General features: G+C 37.1%; 15 protein-coding genes and 1 pseudogene. 3 read left to right on the top strand and 13 right to left on the bottom strand.

What is annotated here, in order from left to right:
* Positions 1-164: 164 nt before the first annotated feature.
* The 12 genes and pseudogenes from rpoD to HSM_RS10795 all read right to left on the bottom strand — a co-directional run bounded on the left by rpoD (position 165) and on the right by HSM_RS10795 (position 13,791).
* Positions 165-2,030, bottom strand: a complete 1,866-nt coding sequence (rpoD, locus tag HSM_RS04310) for an RNA polymerase sigma factor RpoD (protein ID WP_012341652.1) — start codon at positions 2,028-2,030, stop codon at positions 165-167.
* Between the two features lie 66 nt (positions 2,031-2,096).
* Entirely contained in the window at positions 2,097-3,854 is a 1,758-nt protein-coding gene (dnaG, locus tag HSM_RS04305) for a DNA primase (RefSeq protein WP_012341651.1), read from the bottom strand.
* 160 nt (positions 3,855-4,014) lie between these two features.
* Positions 4,015-4,230, bottom strand: coding sequence for a 30S ribosomal protein S21 (gene rpsU / locus HSM_RS04300; RefSeq protein ID WP_005717672.1), 216 nt, complete (start codon positions 4,228-4,230; stop codon positions 4,015-4,017).
* Positions 4,231-4,414: 184 nt separating this feature from the next.
* Positions 4,415-5,002 (bottom strand): D-sedoheptulose 7-phosphate isomerase, encoded by a 588-nt coding sequence (gene lpcA, locus HSM_RS04295; protein ID WP_012341650.1) that lies wholly within the window; start codon positions 5,000-5,002, stop codon positions 4,415-4,417.
* Positions 5,003-5,026: 24 nt separating this feature from the next.
* Positions 5,027-5,929 (bottom strand): GTPase Era, encoded by a 903-nt coding sequence (gene era, locus HSM_RS04290; protein ID WP_011609393.1) that lies wholly within the window; start codon positions 5,927-5,929, stop codon positions 5,027-5,029.
* 52 nt (positions 5,930-5,981) lie between these two features.
* Positions 5,982-6,653, bottom strand: a complete 672-nt coding sequence (gene rnc, locus HSM_RS04285) for a ribonuclease III (protein ID WP_012341647.1) — start codon at positions 6,651-6,653, stop codon at positions 5,982-5,984.
* A 205-nt stretch (positions 6,654-6,858) separates the two neighbouring features.
* Positions 6,859-7,890: a signal peptidase I gene (gene lepB / locus HSM_RS04280; protein ID WP_012341646.1), complete on the bottom strand. Its 1,032-nt coding sequence runs from the start codon at positions 7,888-7,890 to the stop codon at positions 6,859-6,861.
* 10 nt (positions 7,891-7,900) lie between these two features.
* The gene (gene lepA, locus HSM_RS04275) at positions 7,901-9,697 is read right to left on the bottom strand and encodes a translation elongation factor 4 (protein WP_011609396.1); all 1,797 of its coding nucleotides are present in this window, start codon (positions 9,695-9,697) and stop codon (positions 7,901-7,903) included.
* Positions 9,698-9,877: 180 nt separating this feature from the next.
* Positions 9,878-11,139, bottom strand: a pseudogene (locus HSM_RS04270) (amidohydrolase).
* Between the two features lie 79 nt (positions 11,140-11,218).
* Positions 11,219-12,511: a C4-dicarboxylate transporter DcuC gene (gene dcuC / locus HSM_RS04265; RefSeq protein WP_012341645.1), complete on the bottom strand. Its 1,293-nt coding sequence runs from the start codon at positions 12,509-12,511 to the stop codon at positions 11,219-11,221.
* 10 nt (positions 12,512-12,521) lie between these two features.
* On the bottom strand, positions 12,522-13,226 hold the full coding sequence (gene pepE / locus HSM_RS04260; protein WP_011609399.1) for a dipeptidase PepE: 705 nt from the start codon (positions 13,224-13,226) through the stop codon (positions 12,522-12,524).
* 361 nt (positions 13,227-13,587) lie between these two features.
* The gene (locus HSM_RS10795; RefSeq protein ID WP_143432547.1) at positions 13,588-13,791 is read right to left on the bottom strand and encodes a hypothetical protein; all 204 of its coding nucleotides are present in this window, start codon (positions 13,789-13,791) and stop codon (positions 13,588-13,590) included.
* Positions 13,792-13,872: 81 nt separating this feature from the next.
* On the opposite strand from HSM_RS10795, the gene HSM_RS11145 reads away from it, so the two are divergent.
* Positions 13,873-14,424 (top strand): TonB-dependent receptor plug domain-containing protein, encoded by a 552-nt coding sequence (locus HSM_RS11145; protein ID WP_265468981.1) that lies wholly within the window; start codon positions 13,873-13,875, stop codon positions 14,422-14,424.
* Positions 14,425-14,435: 11 nt separating this feature from the next.
* A complete protein-coding gene (locus HSM_RS04255) occupies positions 14,436-16,664 on the top strand; it encodes a TonB-dependent receptor domain-containing protein (RefSeq protein ID WP_265468980.1) in 2,229 nt (742 codons plus the stop codon).
* Between the two features lie 122 nt (positions 16,665-16,786).
* Here the strand turns inward: HSM_RS04255 and fbp are convergent, their stop codons facing one another.
* Positions 16,787-17,794, bottom strand: a complete 1,008-nt coding sequence (gene fbp, locus HSM_RS04250; protein ID WP_011609402.1) for a class 1 fructose-bisphosphatase — start codon at positions 17,792-17,794, stop codon at positions 16,787-16,789.
* Between the two features lie 140 nt (positions 17,795-17,934).
* Here fbp and mpl point away from each other — a divergent pair, with 140 nt between their 5' ends.
* On the top strand, positions 17,935-19,311 hold the full coding sequence (gene mpl, locus HSM_RS04245; protein WP_012341644.1) for a UDP-N-acetylmuramate:L-alanyl-gamma-D-glutamyl-meso-diaminopimelate ligase: 1,377 nt from the start codon (positions 17,935-17,937) through the stop codon (positions 19,309-19,311).
* Positions 19,312-19,393: the final 82 nt, after the last annotated feature.

Below are 19,393 nucleotides of genomic sequence, written 5' to 3'. Positions count from 1 at the left end.
ATGCTCAAATAGGATTGAATAATCACCGCACTTTTTAGCATAATGAAAAATCCCTATTGAGCCATTTCTTTCAATAGGGATTATATTTTTTAGGTTAATTTTGATTATTTGTCGTGCCAAAATATTTGAGAAAAAAACGTGATAACTTTCTTTACTCTCATCATTTACTCATCTAAGAAACTGCGTAGGGTTTCAGAACGACTTGGATGACGCAATTTACGCAATGCTTTAGCTTCAATTTGACGAATACGTTCACGAGTTACATCAAATTGTTTCCCGACTTCTTCCAAGGTATGATCTGTATTCATATCAATACCAAAACGCATACGCAAGACTTTTGCTTCTCTTGGGGTTAGTCCTTCCAACACTTCATGCGTTGCAGCACGCAAACTTTGGGCTGTCGCAGAATCTAACGGTAGCTCTAACGTATTGTCTTCAATAAAATCACCTAAATGGGAATCATCGTCATCACCGATAGGCGTTTCCATAGAGATAGGCTCTTTTGCGATTTTTAATACTTTACGAATTTTATCCTCAGGCATTCCCATTCGTTCAGCTAATTCTTCAGATGTGGCTTCACGCCCCATTTTTTGTAACATTTGACGAGAAATGCGGTTTAATTTATTGATAGTTTCAATCATATGCACTGGAATGCGGATCGTTCTTGCTTGATCTGCAATAGAGCGTGTAATCGCTTGACGTATCCACCAAGTTGCATAGGTTGAAAATTTATAACCCCGCCGGTATTCAAATTTATCTACCGCTTTCATTAAACCAATATTCCCTTCTTGAATGAGATCAAGGAATTGCAATCCACGGTTAGTGTATTTCTTCGCAATTGAAATAACCAAACGTAAATTTGCTTCAACCATTTCTTTTTTTGCACGGCGAGCTTTTAATTCTCCTTGTGCCACTTTGTCACAAATTTCACGAATTTGAGAAATAGTTAAATTGGTTTCCTGTTCAATTTTTAATAATTGGTTTATGCTTTGACGAACCGCACTTTCATGTTGTATTAATCTTTCAGACCAAGGTTTTCTTGCAAGCAGTAATTTATCCAGCCAACCCTCTGAACTTTCATTGCCAATAAATAATTTTTGGAAATTTTCTTTTGGCATTTTAGCCAAATCAACTACCAGCTTTTGAATTTGTCGTTCATGCTGACGAACAGATTTCATCATATCACGCATATAATTGACCAACGCATCGAACTGTTTAGGCACTAAACGGAACTGAGTAAAAATATCGGCTAATGCTTGAATATGATCTTTTGCTTGTTTACGGGAACGACCATATTTTTCTATTGCGGCTAAAGTTTTTTGGTGTTGTATTCTTAGTGCTTCAAATTTCTCACGAGCAACTTCTGGGGCAATTGTGTTATCCGAATCAGAGTCTACATTGCTATTATCTTCGCTATCCTCTTCCTCTTCTTCATCGTTTACATCAACATTGCTTTCTACATGTTCTTCATCATCTTCTGTAAGTATGTCGTCGGCTTCAATTATCTCTTCTTCAACAACCGCATTTGGATCAACAAAACCGGTAATGAGATCAGCCAACCGCATACCGCCTTCTTCAACTAAAGTATACTGTTCAAGAAGATAATTGAGTGCTTTAGGATAAGCGGCTACGGCACTTTGTACTTCATTAATCCCTTCTTCGATGCGTTTTGCAATATCGATTTCGCCTTCACGCGTAAGAAGTTCAACACTTCCCATTTCACGCATATACATACGCACAGGATCTGTTGTTCTTCCCAACTCTGCCTCTACACTTGATAATACTTGAGTCGCTTCCTCAACAGCATCCTCATCCGTAATATTTTCATTGAGCATCAAGTCATCAGCATCAGGCACACTTTCAAGTACTTGAATACCCATATCATTGATCATTTGAATCACATCTTCAATTTGATCAGCATCAACAAGATCTTCAGGAAGATGATCATTCACTTCGGCATAAGTTAAATAACCTTGTTCTTTACCTCGTGCAATTAACAATTTCAGCTGAGATTGTTTATTTTGTTCCATTTAATATCTGCCTCGATTAATAAGGATTGAAGAATGGAGAATTCTACCATTCTTATAAAAGATTAACTATTTCTTTTCTTGCTTTTTCGATAATAATTGTGCTAATTCTATCTTTTCATCATTAGTTAAGCCAACCATACGTTCTTGACCAATTAATTCTTCAATACGCTTATCGACTAACTGCTTGTAAAGATGAATCAAGGTTTCTCTAAATTCTTGCTCAATTTTATCATCATCAACAGCATGCTCCCACGTAGCTAAAATTTCAAGTGCTTGGCTATATTCCGTGTCTCGCCAATGTTCCAAAATTTGTCCAGCTCGTATACCAACATTTTCACGACAAAGTATTACAATTTTTTCAAATAAATCCAAGCCCGGCTCTTGTAAAACTTTTAGTGGAGATAAATCAGGGACAATTTTAGCTAAATTTGTGTTTTGTAATAAAAGTGCGATTAAAACTCGCATCGGTGTTCTTTTTACTGTTTTCGGAATTTTTTGTTTATATTCAACCTGTTGTTGATTGGATAGTAATCTATCTAACTTGTCCGGATTAAATATGCCTACTTTTTGACCGAACATATCACGTAAAGACAATCGCAACATTTCTCCCGGCACTTTCTGAATTAAAGGAATTGCAAGAGAAGCTAATTTGGCTTTTCCTTCTGTTGAGGAAAAATCAACTTTAGCACTTAAAGTATTAAATAAAAATTCACTTAATGATTGTGCTTGATGAATATAATCCTCAAATCCTTCTTTGCCATATTGTCGAATAAAACTATCAGGATCTTCTTTCTCCGGTAAAAAAATAAATTTTAATTGCCTACCATCTTCCAATAAAGGAAGTGCATTTTCTAAAGCACGCCAAGCCGCATCTCTTCCTGCTCTGTCACCGTCATAACAACAAATAATTTGTTCTGTTGAACGAAAGGCTAATTGTAATTGCTCAGTAGTAGTTGCTGTCCCTAAAGATGCCACAGCATAGTCAACGCCGAATTGTGCTAAAGCGACAACATCCATATAGCCTTCAACGATAACCAACATTTCAGGACTATCATTAATTTGTAACGCTTCAAATAAACCATAAAGTTCATAACCTTTATGATAAGTTACGCTCTCAGGAGAGTTTAAGTATTTCGGTCTATTATCACTTTGGGTAATAATTCGCCCCCCAAAAGCAATAACTCTCCCTCTTCTATCTCGAATAGGAAAAGTAACTCGCTGACGAAAACGATCAAATAATTCACCGCTCTCTCGTTTATTTACCATTCCCACATCAAATAATTTCTGAATTTCTTCTCTATTTGTGGCAAATTTTTTTATAAAAAAACTAGATTGCTGTGGAGAAAAGCCGATTTGAAAACGTTGAATAATTTCTATTGATAACCCACGCTGTTGTAAATAATTCTGTGCGGGGATATTTTGCGTTAATTGCTCTTGATAGAATTTTGCAATTTCTTGCATTAGTTCGTACAGATTGCGTTTAGTTTTAAAACTAACTCGTGTTTTTTCATCAAGCGTAGATTTCTCTCTCGGGACTTCTAAACCATGCAAAGAAGCCAATTCTTCAATTGCCTCAACAAATTCTAATTTATCATATTCCATTAAAAATGAGATCGCATTTCCATGTGCGTGGCAACCAAAACAGTGATAAAACTGTTTTTTCGGACTCACCGTAAAAGAAGGTGTTTTTTCATGATGAAAAGGGCAACAGGCTTGATAATCTCGCCCTTGTTTTTTGAGTTTAACCCTAGAATCAATCAGATCTACAATATCTGTTCTAGCTAAAATATCATCAATAAATGAATGCGGTATTTTGCCTGACATAAAAAAGATAAATCCCTAAAATAGCATCAAATAGGAATAAACTAGCCTAATAATACTATAAAAGCAAATATGATAGAGAATTTATAAAAGAAACAAAACCGTGATTCCTATGAGGTTTCACGGTCTATTTAACTCGAGTTTAATTAAAAAAATTTTTTAATTAGTACAAACGTGTATTACGTGCATTTTCACGAGCCACACGTTTCGCATGACGTTTAGCACGCGTTGCATTTTCACGTTTGCGAATAGTTGTCGGCTTTTCATAAAATTCACGACTGCGGACTTCTGCTAAGATGCCTGCTTTTTCACAAGAGCGTTTGAAACGACGTAATGCAACGTCGAATGATTCGTTTTCACGTACTTTAATTACTGGCATAAGCCATCACCTCAATGATTAATTAATATTTTGCAAAATTTAATATTGTTCAATAAACGAATTATTGACCCTAAAACAAGGGTTGCGATTTTAATCTAAATTTACACTAAAAGCAAAGGGAAGATTGCATTATTGTAATATGACATAAAATCTTTCTCTGTAATAGTACAAAAAGGTTAAAAAATTACTGTCTAATTTTAGCCATCTCAAATTCAATTAACATGATTAGAATATGAATAACTTTAATATGAATTTCTTGAATACGATCTGCAAAACGGAAATGAGGTACACGAATTTCCACATCCGCAAGTCCCGCCATTTTTCCACCATCTTTCCCCGTCAGAGCAATCACTTTCATACCTTTGGCTTTTGCCGCTTCAATAGCATTTAATACATTTTTTGAGTTACCTGAGGTTGATATGCCTAATAATACATCGCCCTTTTGCCCAACAGCCTCTACATAACGAGAAAATACATGTTCATAGCCAAAATCATTGCTTACACAGCTTAAATGGCTAACATCTGATATTGCTATCGCCGGATACCCCGGACGATTTTCACGATAACGTCCCGTTAGTTCCTCTGCAAAATGCATTGCATCACAATGTGAACCGCCATTACCACAAGATAATACCTTACCATGTTGTTTAAAACTATCTGAAATCAGTAATGCGGCTTGTTGAATGAGCTTGATATTTTGTTCGTTACTGATAAATTTATTTAGTACATCTTGTGCTTCAAATAACTCAGTTTTCACTTGTTCCAAGTACATAATTTGTCTCCTTAATGTTTTATTTTATTCGTCTATATAACCTAAACTGCGTAATGCACGCTCATCATCAGCCCAGCCGGATTTAACTTTTACCCATAGTTCAAGATGAACTTTATTATCAAATAAACGTTCCATGTCTTGACGAGCTTCAGTACCGATAGTTTTTAATTTTTGTCCTTTCGCCCCGATAACCATTTTTTTCTGCCCTTCACGTTCAACCAAAATTAAGCCATTAATTTCGTAAATACCACGATCATTAAGTTTAAATTGCTCAATTTCCACCGTTACAGAGTAGGGTAATTCTTCCCCTGTAAAACGCATTAATTTCTCCCGAATAATTTCAGATGCCATAAAGCGTTGTGAGCGATCTGTTACATAATCTTCCGGAAAATGGTGTACTCCTTTACGTAAAGAAGTGCGGACTATTTTTTCTAAATTGTGAATATTATTACCTCGCTGAGCAGAAATTGGGATAATTTCTTTAAACTCCAACTTTTGACTAACGTCTGTAATAAAAGGTAAAAGTTCATCTTTATTTTTAATGTTATCCACTTTATTAATTGCTAACACGACAGGTGCTTTTGCACGACGTAATTTATTCAACACCATCTCATCATCGTCATTCCAGTGTGTGCCATCAACCACAAAAATTATCAGATCAACATCGCCAATTGCACTACTCGCCGCTCTATTCATCAAGCGATTAATCGCACGTTTTTCTTCAATATGTAACCCAGGTGTATCTACGTAAACCGCTTGATAAACACCTTCAGTGTGAATACCGACTATACGATGCCTTGTTGTTTGTGCTTTACGTGAAGTAATGGAAATTTTCTGTCCTAAGATTTTATTTAATAAAGTGGATTTACCCACATTTGGACGTCCAACAATAGCGATAAAACCACAATAAGTTTCTTGTTCTGTCATTTTTTCTCTCATATTATGCAAGGACAAAAAAATATTGTCCCGACGGGTATAGTTATTTAATTTTCAATTTTTCAATAGCTTGTTGAGCAGCATGTTGTTCCGCTTTACGGCGACTAGTCCCTTGTCCAAAAACGACGTCAGTAAGTGTTTCCACTTTACAGCTCACTCTAAAAGACTGATTGTGAGCATCTCCCTTAATTTCTATCACTTCATATTCAGGAAGTTTTAAGCGATGCCCTTGCAAAAACTCTTGCAAGCGTGTTTTGGGATCTTTTTGTGCCTCTCCCGGTTTTATTTGTTCAAGTAATTCCTGATACCACTGATAAACTCGAGCTAAAGCAACATCGATTCCTGCATCTAAATAAATCGCTGCAATTAACGCTTCAACACAATCAGATAGAATAGATTCTCGGCGAAATCCACCGCTCTTTAACTCTCCAGCACCTAGTTTTAAGTAATCACCCAATTCAACTTGGCGAGCCACAACAGCTAAAGTTTGTTCTTTAACCAACGTTGCACGCATCCGGCTTAATTCACCTTCATTAGACTTAGGAAATTTTTCGTAAAGTGCTTTGCCAATAGCAAAATTTAGAATGGAATCACCTAGAAATTCCAAACGTTCATTATTAAATGCAGCAGCACTTCGATGCGTTAATGCTTGTTTAAGATAATCAAGATTAGTAAATTGGTGACCTAATTTTTTTTGTAATTTTTCCAGTTGCATAATTTTTTTCAAGAATATCAATAAGAAACGTAAATTTGATGTTCCACATCAAAAATAATGGAACATAATACCCCTATTTAATCTATTTGAAAATAAAAGAAAGACATATTATTTTTTGCGACTAAACTACCGCACTTTTACCGGATTTTTCATAACACAGAAACGCCCTTTAATTTAAAGGGCGTTTTATTAAGTCAATAATTTGTCATTTAATTGAGGTAAACATTCTTGAGAAACGAATGCCTTTTGGAAATTCATCTTGTTTTTTATCAAGACTCAACCAAATAAATTCAGCTTTACCCACAATATTTTTTTCCGGAACGAAGCCCCAAAAACGACTATCTGCACTCTGATCTCGGTTGTCACCCAACACAAAATATTGCCCCTCCGGTACAATCCATTCGGTTACGTAATCTTTTTGCTGACGGTAACCACTGTACATATAAGTGCGGTTAAAAATGCGTGGATCCCAATGAATTTGATGTTCCACATCGCCTTTCTCAGTTAAGACCAAAGGATTTTCATCGCCATAGATAGCTTTTCCTTGTGCATCCTTACCAACGATCATGGTAAATTCAGGATTACGCTGTGGCTCGCTGTAACTAAATTCCTTTATTTGACAATCATAAACACATTCTTTGCCGTCTTTATTATAAATAATTGTCACATGACGCGTTTTTTCATCATAAAAAACACGATCTCCGGATATTCCAACTATTCTCTTAATATAATCAATATTTGGTTCTAAAGGTGCTTTAAAGACAATTATATCACCACGTTGCGGCTTTCCCGTTTCAATAAGTGTGTTTTGAAAAATCGGATCTTTAATGCCATAGGCATATTTTTTGACCAATAAAAAATCCCCGACACGCAAGGTTGGCTCCATAGAAACAGATGGGATTTGAAACGGTTCAAAAAGAAAAGAACGTAAAATAAGTACGAAAGTCAATACAGGAAATAGGGAAGCTAACAATTCACTCCCCTCAGAAATCGGCTCAATTTTACTTTTTTCTTCATCCGTTAATATTTTACCGCTACGCTGTTCTGCACGAGAAATTTGTCTGCTCCGCTTGGGCAAGATAACAAAACGGTTATAGCACCATAAAACACCACAAAGTGCGGTCAATAAAATTAATAAAATATTGAATGTATTCGGTAGTGCCAAATGATCAAGTAATTTCCAAATGGCATATCCCGCTGCAATTAATATAACGAAAAATAAATTTGATTTAGACATTGGTGTTTCCTTACTTATCTTTACCAACATGTAAAATAGCTAAAAACGCTTCTTGAGGGACTTCTACATTACCTAAAGATTTCATCCGTTTTTTACCTTCTTTTTGTTTTTGTAACAATTTTTTCTTACGACTTACATCTCCCCCATAACATTTTGCCAATACGTTTTTACGCAATTGTTTTACAGTAGAACGAGCGATAATGTGGTTGCCGATCGCCGCCTGAATAGCAATATCAAATTGTTGACGAGGGATAAGTTCTCGCATTTTTTCCACCAATTCACGTCCACGATATTGTGCATTGTCTTTATGTACAATTAAAGCTAACGCATCAACTCGTTCACCGTTGATCATAATATCCACACGCACCATATCGGCTGCTTGAAAACGTTTAAAACCATAATCCAACGAGGCGTAACCACGAGAAGTTGATTTAAGGCGATCAAAGAAATCCAACACGACCTCACCCATTGGAATTTCATAAGTCAGTGCCACTTGGTTACCGTGATATACCATGTTCGTTTGCACTCCACGTTTTTCTACACAAAGTGTTATAACATTACCTAAGTAAGATTGTGGCAAAAGCATATTACATTCTGCGATCGGCTCACGAATTTCAGCAATATTGTTTAGTGGGGGTAATTTTGCTGGACTATCTACATAAATCACTTCGCCATTGGTTTGTTCCACTTCATAAACCACAGTTGGTGCAGTAGTGATTAAATCAAGATCATATTCACGTTCTAAACGCTCTTGAATGATCTCCATGTGTAAAAGTCCTAAAAAACCGCAACGAAAACCGAAGCCAAGTGCGGTAGAATTTTCAGGTTCATAAAATAAAGACGCATCATTTAGACTTAGTTTACCTAAGGCATCACGAAATGATTCATAATCATCAGAGCTAATTGGGAAAAGCCCTGCATAAACTTGAGGTTTAACTTTTTTAAATCCCGGAAGCACAGAGGTTGCCGGATTATGATGTGAAGTTAATGTATCTCCCACCGGTGCCCCTAAAATGTCTTTAATCGCACAAACAAGCCAACCTACCTCGCCTGTTTTCAGCTCTGTTGTATCTACTTGTTTTGGTGTAAAAATACCAAGACGATCAACATTATAAGATTGACCCGTTGACATAACTTTAATTTTATCGCCTTTGCGTAAAATACCGTTTTTAACACGCACTAAAGATACAACACCCAAATAATTATCAAACCAAGAATCAATGATCAAGGCCTGTAACGGGGCATTCGGATCACCTTCCGGGGCAGGGATCTTACGTACAATTTCTTCTAATACATCTTCAATACCCACACCGGTTTTCGCCGAACAACGCACCGCATCAATGGCATCAATGCCAACAATATCTTCAATTTCTTCAGCGACTCGCTCAGGTTCTGCCGCCGGTAAATCAATTTTGTTTAAAATAGGTACAACTTCCAAATCCATTTCAATGGCGGTATAACAGTTTGCCAAGGTTTGTGCTTCTACGCCTTGCCCAGCATCAACTACTAATAAAGCCCCTTCACAAGCCGCTAAAGAACGAGATACCTCATAGGAAAAATCCACGTGTCCCGGTGTATCGATAAAGTTAAGTTGATAAGTTTCACCATCTTTAGCTCTGTAATTTAAAGTAACGCTCTGTGCTTTAATAGTAATTCCTCGCTCACGCTCCAAATCCATTGAATCTAGTACTTGAGCTTCCATTTCACGATCAGAAAGACCGCCACAACTCTGAATTAAGCGATCGGAAAGAGTCGATTTACCATGGTCAATGTGTGCAATAATAGAAAAGTTACGAATATTTTTCATAAAAATAAAATCTAAAAGTTTTTCATTAATATAAGATAAAATTTAATCGGCTGATTGTACCTGAAAGCAAAAAAAACTGCTAGAACTGTTAATAATTCAATAGACAAGAAGTGCGGTAGTTTTCATTCTCATGAAAAACTGACCGCACTTTTTAATCGAAAATAAATTAAAAACTCAATACTACCCCAATAACCGCTGTACTAAACCAATATAAATATTTACCCCAGTCAGCAATTGATTTTCATCAAAATCGAAGTTTGCCTCATGATGCCCAGCTGTACGATCAGCACCAACAATAAAATAAATCGCTTTACCACCATGATCTTGCACACGACGCCCTAAAATCGTTGCATCTTCGCTGGCATTAAACGCATAATCAGCAGTAGACTCATTGATTCCAGGTTGTTGAATGGCAATTTCCTCGATCAATTTAACTAACTCAAGATCATTATTCATATCCACTGCTTCACCCATAATTTCAGTTTCATAACTTACATCGAAACTAATCGCAATGCCTTTGGCAATTTGCATAACTTGATCCACCATATATTGATTAATCTCTTTATTTTCACCACGTACTTCAAGTTGAATTTCCGCGCTGCTCGGAATCACATTACGCCCTTCACCTGCTTTTAATACACCTACATTAATTCGAGACATCCCCTCACCATGACGAGCAATGCTATGGAATTGTGTTACGGCATTAGCCGCTGCTAATAATGCATTTCGACCTAAATGTGGAGCAGCACCAGCATGTGCAGGTCGTCCTTTATAACGAATATCAATTTTGGTTGTGGAAAGGAAATTACGAGGATTTGCTAAGACAGTACCTGTGTTGGCACAAAAGCTAATATGGGAAGAGGCAAAATAATCCGCATCATCAATCACTCCACTTGCAGCAATAGCTGCTGCGCCTCTCACTCCCTCTTCAGCAGGCTGAAAGACAATTTTGACTTTACCGTTAAATTTATCCTTATTTTGTGAAAGCCATGACGCAATACCTAAACCAATTGTGATGTGTCCATCATGACCACAAGCATGCATAAACCCTAGATTTAATGAGGCAAATTTTAATTTATTGGGTAAATGATTAGGATCATTGGTTTCAGTCACATTAACACAATCTATATCAAAGCGTAATGCCAAGGTTTTTCCCTGTTTACCAGAATCAAATACAGCAACACAACCTGTATAGCCATTCATTCTAGCCATTTGGTTTTTGCACCATAAGAAATAGCACTTTCAATGCCTTTCTCAACTAATTTCGTATCACGACCACGCACAAAATCATGATGAATAATTTGATTGCCGAGTAAAATCTCAGCCCCCATTTCTTCTAAATAATCAGCGATGCGACTGGTTGTCCAAAACTCTGTCCAACCAGTTTCAGGAAAACGGTGAAATTCTCTTCGCCATTCAATTAACCTAGCTAAATTCGTCATATATCCCCCATTAAACTCTCCAAACTTTAACCGCACCTTGTCAAATGAATTATCAAAGTGCGGTCAGTATTACTTATATTTATAACATAAATAACGTTAAAAATAAGGTTGCCAAAATCATACCCAGTGCAGTACGTTTCACTATTTCTACAGGACTTACCATTGCTAAACCGGCACAAACAATGGTTACTCCTGCAATTGGAGAAGCGGTACGTCCAATCGCTCCGGCAATAGCCGCCGCCATTCCTAAATTGACATGGGTATAACCCAATTCCACTGCATGTGGTGTTACAGCGGTATTAAATGCGATTGCCGCAGCATCACCTGAACCTGTTACCAAACCCATTAAGAATGGTCCGATAGTCGCTCCCCAACGGACAAATTCGTTAGAATGTTTCAAAAATTCAATAGCGGAATCTACCGCTCCTGTCGCTTTTAAGCCTGCAACAAACACACTTGCGGCAATGATGATCCCTAATACATTGGCATAAGAATTACCCATTCCATTAAAAAATTCTTCGGTAATTTTAACCGGAGAAATTCGGGTAACTAAAATGGCATAAATCGCACCAATTAACATTGCTTGTGGCACGCCCATTTTTGTCCACGCTAATCCTGGGTTTTCAGCTAAAGAGGTTCCGCCGAGAACCAATATAATCAACGGAACGAGAGGTGCTAAAGCATAGAATATATTCACCTTACTGAAAGTACTTTCCGTTTCTTGATTTTCTTGTAAATAGGCTTTCCGATGTTCCTCACCGTAATCTTTAAATACAATCGCTAACAAAGTTAAAACTACTGTGCCGATTGCACCTGCAATCATAGTGTAAGGTGCGTGAGACAAATTCACTTCGGTAATGGTCAATTTCGACATTTCGCTAATCATTGCACTATGAGAAGATCCAGGACTCATCATTGAACCAAAAGTCCCTGCCAAAATCGCCGCACCTGCCGTTGCCGGACGTACACCCGCACTTTTCAATACTGGAATTAAAGTGGCACCAACAGCCGCTGCACAACCTGCTGCTGACGGAATAGCAATATTAATAAAGAACGTAATAACTGTTGCAATCGGAATTAAAAAGAATTTTAAACCACTTAACGGACGAGTCATTAAATGTACCAAATGTGTATCGCATTGAGTGTATTTCATCACATAAGCAAACCCCATACTGGAACAAATAGCCATGATTAAACCGCTACTGGTCATGGATTTAGCAAAAGCATCTAACGCCTCCATTGGTTTGAAAGTCAACATTGCCATCAACAAACCAACACTGATTAATACTGTACGAGTTTCATATTTTTTAATGAGAAGATAAACCGTGGCGATAATGCCAAGAATAGCCACAATAGAATTAAACTGTATCATAGTTATATCCTTAATAATTAAATGTCGAATGAGGTGCTAAGGTACTCAGTTGCATATTTTCGCTAAAACGTAACACCTTTTGTTCACCAAGAACTGTTGCTTTTTCTCCTTGAACATGCAACGCAGTACCTTCAGGCAACGCATATACAAGTGCGGTCGGATTGATGATTAAAAATTCTTTTAATCGATCCTCACGACTTTCTCCATTATGCCCTTGAATTTTGCTTGAAATAAAATGAGGATTGATTTGATGTGGAAATAGATTTAACGCAGTAAAAGATGGTGGATAAATAATCGGCATATCATTAGTTGTCATAATTGAACTACCCGCTACGTTTGCCCCTGCACTCCAACCAAAATAAGGTGTCCCGTTATTTACTTTCTCCCGAATAATATTCATGACATTATATTCATACATCCGTTGTAATAAGCAAAACGTATTACCCCCACCAATGCCGATCACATCGGCTTGCTCAATAATGTCTGCATGTTTTTTGCCGTGATGAACGGAGATAATTTCCATGCCTAAACAAGATAAAGCTTGTTGCACCGCTATTTCGTATTCATCAAAAGAACGAGTAACGCCGGCATAAGGGATAAAGGCGAGCTTTTTACCTTTATATGCCATCAAAAATTGATCCAACCAAGGTAGTGTATGAATTAAGTAACCGGTATCTTTGTATTTAGAACTGCTCATCAGTAACATATTTTTCATTATTTTTTCCTTCCATCTATGAGATTTTTACTATTATGCAATGAAAACAAAGAAATTAAAATTTTCAGTATAAACGTATTTTTATTTCTTTGTTAGAGTTAGACAAAAAGATTTATTTTTTATACAACCAGACGGTTTGAAGAATGACGCAAGAAATTCATAATCTATGATGACAGCACAGCACGATTGTATTCGTTTTTAACTAACGAATACACCTCTTTTTTATTCATTTCTTCGATGAGGCTTAGTTCTTGGCATATGAGAACTAGGTCTTATTTTTTATCTTTCACACAAGGAATCCCACTATGAATACCATCTTTAAAATCAAATGGAACGTTGCTACTCGACCGGTAAAATGCAATTAAATAGCACCTAATGCACCGACTATTTTATTAGTCGCTGACGATTCCAAATTAGATGCCTCGGCAGACACTGCCAGTGCGGACATTAAGTCGGGAAACAGTGCCGTTGTGTTTGGCGTTACAGATTTGGTGTATAAAAATGCAATGGCACAGTAGGCTTTACATATTCTTGGAAATAAAACAATAATAAAAATTATTATCATTAATTGACATGCGAGGGATATTTTTATATAACTGCCCTACTTTTTTACCAATCTTTTTAACCATACATAAGTAGGAAAATTATGTCTAATAAATTTAAACTCACTGCGGTAGCTTTTTCCGTATTAAGCACTTGTGTTTATGCGGAAGAAATGCTCGATCAAATTAACGTAGAATATAAGCTACCACCTAAACAGGAAGTCTTTAAAAAAGCGGGAGCGACCAGTGTGAGAGAAAATATTTCCACATCAACGCAGTCTATTGATGACATCATCAGAACGGTACCGGGTGCGTTTACCAACCTTGATAAAAGTTCGGGGACAGTGTCGGTGAACGTTCGTGGTCAAACGGGATTTGGACGGGTGAATACGATGGTGGACGGTATTTCCCAAACCTTTTTTGCCACATCGGGAGATAACAGCGAAAAATCCGGTGGAACCTCTCAATTCGGTGCAACCATTGACCCTGCGTTTATTACCAGTGTAGATATTCAACGTGGTGGCGTTAGCGGAAAAGGCGGTGTAAATGGGTTAATCGGATCTGCTAACTTTAGAACAATCGGTGTTGATGATGTGATAAGTGAAAGTAATAGAGCGGGTATTTTATTGAATGCGGGGGGGGTACAAACGCTATAGGGCCTAATTATATGGGTGCGGTTGCTTTTCGCTATCCTTTTTCCGATACAAGAACATTAGGTTTTATGTATGCGTATAGTTGGCGTAAAAGCTCGCAAAATTTTAAAGTAGGTGGTGGAACAAATATTGTAGATGTAGATAGAGAAGATAATTTACCGAGACTGGCACGAGAAAGTTGTAAAGGGGGATTTTGGATAGATAGTTGTACTCTAGAAGCAATAGAAAAGTACAATCGTCAACCCTATGACCCGAATAAATTACTCCATTATCCCAAAAGCCATTTAGCCAAAATTGAATATAATGATAAATATAATAAAGCCATTCTTTCATACCGCACTTTATCGACCGCACTTTCCGGCAGAAATTTAGAGAATAAAAATTACCAGTTAAATTACCAATTAAACCCGAAAGAGAATTTACAATTTGAACTAATCTTGGCGGATAATACCTCTACGCAAACCTATCACAAGGGAAGCGTATTTAATGGCAAAAAGCTGAAAGATATGTTGGAAAGCAAAAATAGTGCAAAAACCATGGATATAAATATGAGTTTTTCCATTCCGATAACAGAAAAATTCTCTTATGAAGCAACATTAGGTGCCAATATCCTCAAAAATAAATACAGTAAAAATCGCCATCCAAGTGAATTAGCCTATAATTTTGAGGATGGTGAGCCAACTTTTGCTCCGAATTTATATTATTGCCCTAATAGAGGTGAACCGGGTTATCTTCCTTGTTTTTATCACAGCACAAAATCCAATACTTTCCAACCTGACGGCGAACAACGTTTTAAAACCCTCTATTTTGACCAAACCTTTAAATACGATATTTATACCTTAAAATTAAATGCCAATCGCCAAATTTATAAATACAGTGGACAGGTTTTTCGACGGAATAGGTTTATTAATGGAGCTTGGGATGAGACAAGAAAAAAATATCGAGGTCTCACTGTATGGGTAGATAATACCTCAAAAGATCTTGTTGATTTATACGGAGTAGAAGGTGCCATAAAATTAGGATGCACTCCAAAATTTTATAATGGGTATGTTGATATTGCTAGATGTAGACCTATGGAATATACCCTAGAAAAAGGCGGTTCCAGATCACATGATAATTATTCGGCTTCATTCTCGGCGGATTTTCACCCGCTCTTTTCGCCCTTTGTCAGTTATGCCAAAACCCATCGTGTCCCAAATATCAAAGAAATGTATTTCTCTGAAATCGGTGATTTAGCGGTGAGAACCGATTTAAAATCAGAAAAAGCCAAAACTATTCAATTCGGGATTAACGGTTATAAAAATGGCGTATTTTCGGATTTCGACGTACTGGGCTTTAAAATCTTGGCGTATCAAACGAAAATCAGAGATTATATTTTAAATGTCAAACAGGAATGTAGCTCGAACAGCTATAGAGGAAAAGATAAACCTGTATCCGTTGATGACTGCGTTGCACATATTACCCATATTAACTACGAAGGGGGTAAAACAATCTATAAAAAAGCAGAAAATAAACTTAGTTCTACAGCAGCAGCACAAACTCACGGTATTTTTAAGCCACAAGAGTTTACCGGCGGTACGGAAGCGGAGATCATTCCTGTTGCTTCATCGCCTATTGTTAAAATGCAAGGAATAGAATTTGAATTAAATTATGATATCGGTTGGTTCTATGCCAATTTATCCTATGCTAGACAAAAAACCAATCAGCCAAGTTCATATTCCGATTCCAGTAGTGCTGTAAATGACGGTAGTAGCAGTGGAAAATATTTACAAGGGTTCGGCTTAAGTAAAATATCGTCTCTACCGAAAGATTACGGTTCCCTTGACCTAGGAACACGTTTATTTGACGGAAAATTAACATTAGGCGGCATTGCCAAATACTACGGTAAAAGTAAACGAGCTAAAGTTGATAAAGTAGATGGCGATGTTATCTTACCGGGGACGTTCAAATCTAAAGATGGCAAAGTATACCTTACTTATGTGCGGATTGCCGGTACAGAAGAAATCAAAGCACAACCGGTGATTTTTGATCTTTATGCCATCTATCAACCGACAGAAAATTTAACCATTAAAGGGGAAATTCAAAATGTCTTTGATAAAAGATATATTAGCCCATTAGATGCGAATAATGATTCTGCAAGCCAAATGACCTTTATTTTTGGTGTGGGCGATGGGTACCAGAAAACCTTAAATAACTATTCAAGAGGACGCACATTTGTTTTAAATGTAAATTATAAATTCTAATTTCTGTCAAGTAAGGCTCAAAACCGATATACATGTTAATCTGCACCCCAAAAGTTGAACTAAATAATCAACTGATTAAGGTGCAGATTTTTTATGACACAAAACAGTGTCTTTTCAAATGGTTATTCTTCAGAAAATTCACGCATAAATTCTTCGGCCTTTCTGACCATTTCTCTTGAGCCGACAAAGAGCGGTACTCTTTCGTGTAATTCTTTCGGTTGAATATCTAAAATCCGATCTTTGCCGTCGCTTGCGATCCCTCCTGCCTGTTCAGCAAGAAAAGCCATCGGATTACCTTCATATAATAAGCGTAATTTTCCTTTAGGGTAAGTCGTTGCACTCGGGTAAATATAAATTCCGCCTTTAAGCATATTGCGGTGAAAGTCAGAAACAAGCGAGCCGATATAACGTGAAGTGTAAGGGCGGTCAGTAGATTTATCTTTTTCTTGACAATATTTAATATATTTTTTAACCCCCATTGGAAACTTCAAATACTGTCCTTCATTAATGGAGTAGATTTTACCGTTTGGCGGTATTTGGATATTTTCATGAGATAAACAAAATACGCCTAAAGAGGGGTCATAAGTAAAGCCGTTTACACCGTTGCCTGTAGTATAAACCAACATTGTCGATGAACCATATACAATATAACCGGCGGCAACTTGTTTATGTCCCGGCTGTAAAAAATCTTCTAAGGTAACAGGTGTACCAATGGGAGAAACACGGCGATAAATTGAAAAAATTGTACCGACAGCCACATTGACATCAATATTTGAGGAACCATCCAAAGGATCGGTAAGAATGACATATTTTGCATTGCGACCACGTTCAGTATCAAAGGCAACAAAATTTTCTTCTTCTTCGGAAGCAAATCCTGCCACTTCCTCACGAGTAATCAAGGCCTGCTTCATTGTATTATGTGCAAACAAATCTAACTTCATTTGCGTTTCCCCTTGTACATTTTCAACGCCGGAATTACCAATAATATTGTTGGTTAGTCCCGCCTTATTTATATCACGATGAATGATTTTGGCAACTAAACGCAAGGAAGATAGAATCCCTGATAGCTCTCCTTTAGCGTTGGGATATTCTGCTTGTTTTTCTACAATAAATTGTCCTAATGTTTTCATAATTTAATCCTTCCATAATTTAAATTTACTCTCAGTTGGAGTTGCTTTATTATAACAACCTTCACTTTTTAACGAATGAATTGATTTCTCACAATGTGATCTATAACACATTTTTTATACATTTTGGGGAATAGAAACAAATGAACAATAAGCATATTCATATTTTGGGTATCTGTGGCACTTTCATGGGGGGAGTAGCTATTATTGCCAAACAAATGGGCTATAAAATCACAGGGTCAGACACGAATATTTACCCTCCGATGAGTACTTTTTTACAACAAAATGGTATTGAAATCATACCGCACTTTGACGTTTCGCAGTTGCAACCAGCACCTGATTTAGTCGTCATTGGCAATGCAATGAAACGTGGTAATCCTTGCGTAGAGTATGTGTTGGAAAATAGCTTACCTTATCGTTCAGGTCCACAATGGTTACACGAGCATTTATTACGTGATCGCTGGGTGCTTGCCGTATCGGGAACACATGGCAAAACAACAACAACCGGTATGTTAAGTTGGATTTTAGAACAAAATGGCTTGCAACCGGGGTTCTTAATAGGTGGAATAGCCGGCAATTTCGGTGTTTCAGCACGCTTAGGTAAGAGTCCATTTTTTGTTATAGAAGCTGACGAATACGATACGGCATTTTTTGATAAACGTTCCAAATTTGTACATTACAATCCAAAAACGCTTATTATCAATAACTTAGGGTTTGATCATGCAGATATTTTTGACAACCTACAAGCGATTCAACGCCAGTTTCACCATATGATTAGAACAATGCCTAAGAGCGGTCGTATTCTTGCCTTTGCTCATGAACAATCTGTAAAAGAAACTCTAGACATGGGTTGCTGGTCTGAAATGCATTTTTTGGGACAAGATCAGGAATGGCATACGGAAAGAATAGCTCATGACAGTTCGCATTTTGCTGTTTATCATCAGGGAAAAAAAGCCGGTGAAGTGCAATGGAATATCGTCGGTCAACATAATATGAATAATGCACTTATGGCGATTGCGGCAGCTTACCATGTGGGCGTGCAAGTCAAAGATGCTTGTCAAGCACTATATTCTTTTGTCAATGCGAAACGTCGTTTGGAAGTAAAAGGTGAAGTAAATGGGGTTACTGTTTATGACGACTTTGCCCATCATCCGGCAGAAATTCTTGCAACATTAACCGCACTTCGAGACAAGGTCGGTGGCGGAGCACGTATTTTGGCAGTGCTAGAACCTCGCTCAAATACGATGAAAATGGGAATTCATAAAGATGAAATAGCACCAGCATTGGCAAGAGCGGATTATGTTTTTTTATTGCAACCGGAAAATATTCCTTGGAATGTAGTTGAAATTGCTAATGATTGTGTGCAACCGGCAAAATGGTCTGGAAATCTGGACAACTTAGTTGATTTAATTGTTACTGAGGCACAACCTGAAGATCATATTTTGGTCATGTCAAATGGTAGTTTTGGGGGAATTCATCAGAAATTACTGGAAAAATTACAGCTAAAAAATTCATTATAGACATCTTATACTACCTGTTTACCTGTTTTTTAAGATGCGTTTTTAGCTGTAAAATCAATGCTTACCTTTGTGTTGTGTACCA

Source organism: Histophilus somni 2336 (genome assembly GCF_000019405.1).
Lineage (GTDB): Bacteria > Pseudomonadota > Gammaproteobacteria > Enterobacterales > Pasteurellaceae > Histophilus > Histophilus somni.
The sequence above is the reverse complement of the archived record's forward strand: the minus strand, read 5'-3'. Positions and strand labels throughout refer to the sequence as shown.

Coding starts and splice junctions, on each gene's coding strand:
- rpoD (WP_012341652.1), bottom strand. CDS start 2,030: ATGGAACAAAATAAACAATCTCAGCTGAAATTGTTAATTGCACGAGGT.
- dnaG (WP_012341651.1), bottom strand. CDS start 3,854: ATGTCAGGCAAAATACCGCATTCATTTATTGATGATATTTTAGCTAGA.
- rpsU (WP_005717672.1), bottom strand. CDS start 4,230: ATGCCAGTAATTAAAGTACGTGAAAACGAATCATTCGACGTTGCATTA.
- lpcA (WP_012341650.1), bottom strand. CDS start 5,002: ATGTACTTGGAACAAGTGAAAACTGAGTTATTTGAAGCACAAGATGTA.
- era (WP_011609393.1), bottom strand. CDS start 5,929: ATGACAGAACAAGAAACTTATTGTGGTTTTATCGCTATTGTTGGACGT.
- rnc (WP_012341647.1), bottom strand. CDS start 6,653: ATGCAACTGGAAAAATTACAAAAAAAATTAGGTCACCAATTTACTAAT.
- lepB (WP_012341646.1), bottom strand. CDS start 7,890: ATGTCTAAATCAAATTTATTTTTCGTTATATTAATTGCAGCGGGATAT.
- lepA (WP_011609396.1), bottom strand. CDS start 9,697: ATGAAAAATATTCGTAACTTTTCTATTATTGCACACATTGACCATGGT.
- dcuC (WP_012341645.1), bottom strand. CDS start 12,511: ATGATACAGTTTAATTCTATTGTGGCTATTCTTGGCATTATCGCCACG.
- pepE (WP_011609399.1), bottom strand. CDS start 13,226: ATGAAAAATATGTTACTGATGAGCAGTTCTAAATACAAAGATACCGGT.
- HSM_RS10795 (WP_143432547.1), bottom strand. CDS start 13,791: ATGATAATAATTTTTATTATTGTTTTATTTCCAAGAATATGTAAAGCC.
- HSM_RS11145 (WP_265468981.1), top strand. CDS start 13,873: ATGTCTAATAAATTTAAACTCACTGCGGTAGCTTTTTCCGTATTAAGC.
- HSM_RS04255 (WP_265468980.1), top strand. CDS start 14,436: ATGGGTGCGGTTGCTTTTCGCTATCCTTTTTCCGATACAAGAACATTA.
- fbp (WP_011609402.1), bottom strand. CDS start 17,794: ATGAAAACATTAGGACAATTTATTGTAGAAAAACAAGCAGAATATCCC.
- mpl (WP_012341644.1), top strand. CDS start 17,935: ATGAACAATAAGCATATTCATATTTTGGGTATCTGTGGCACTTTCATG.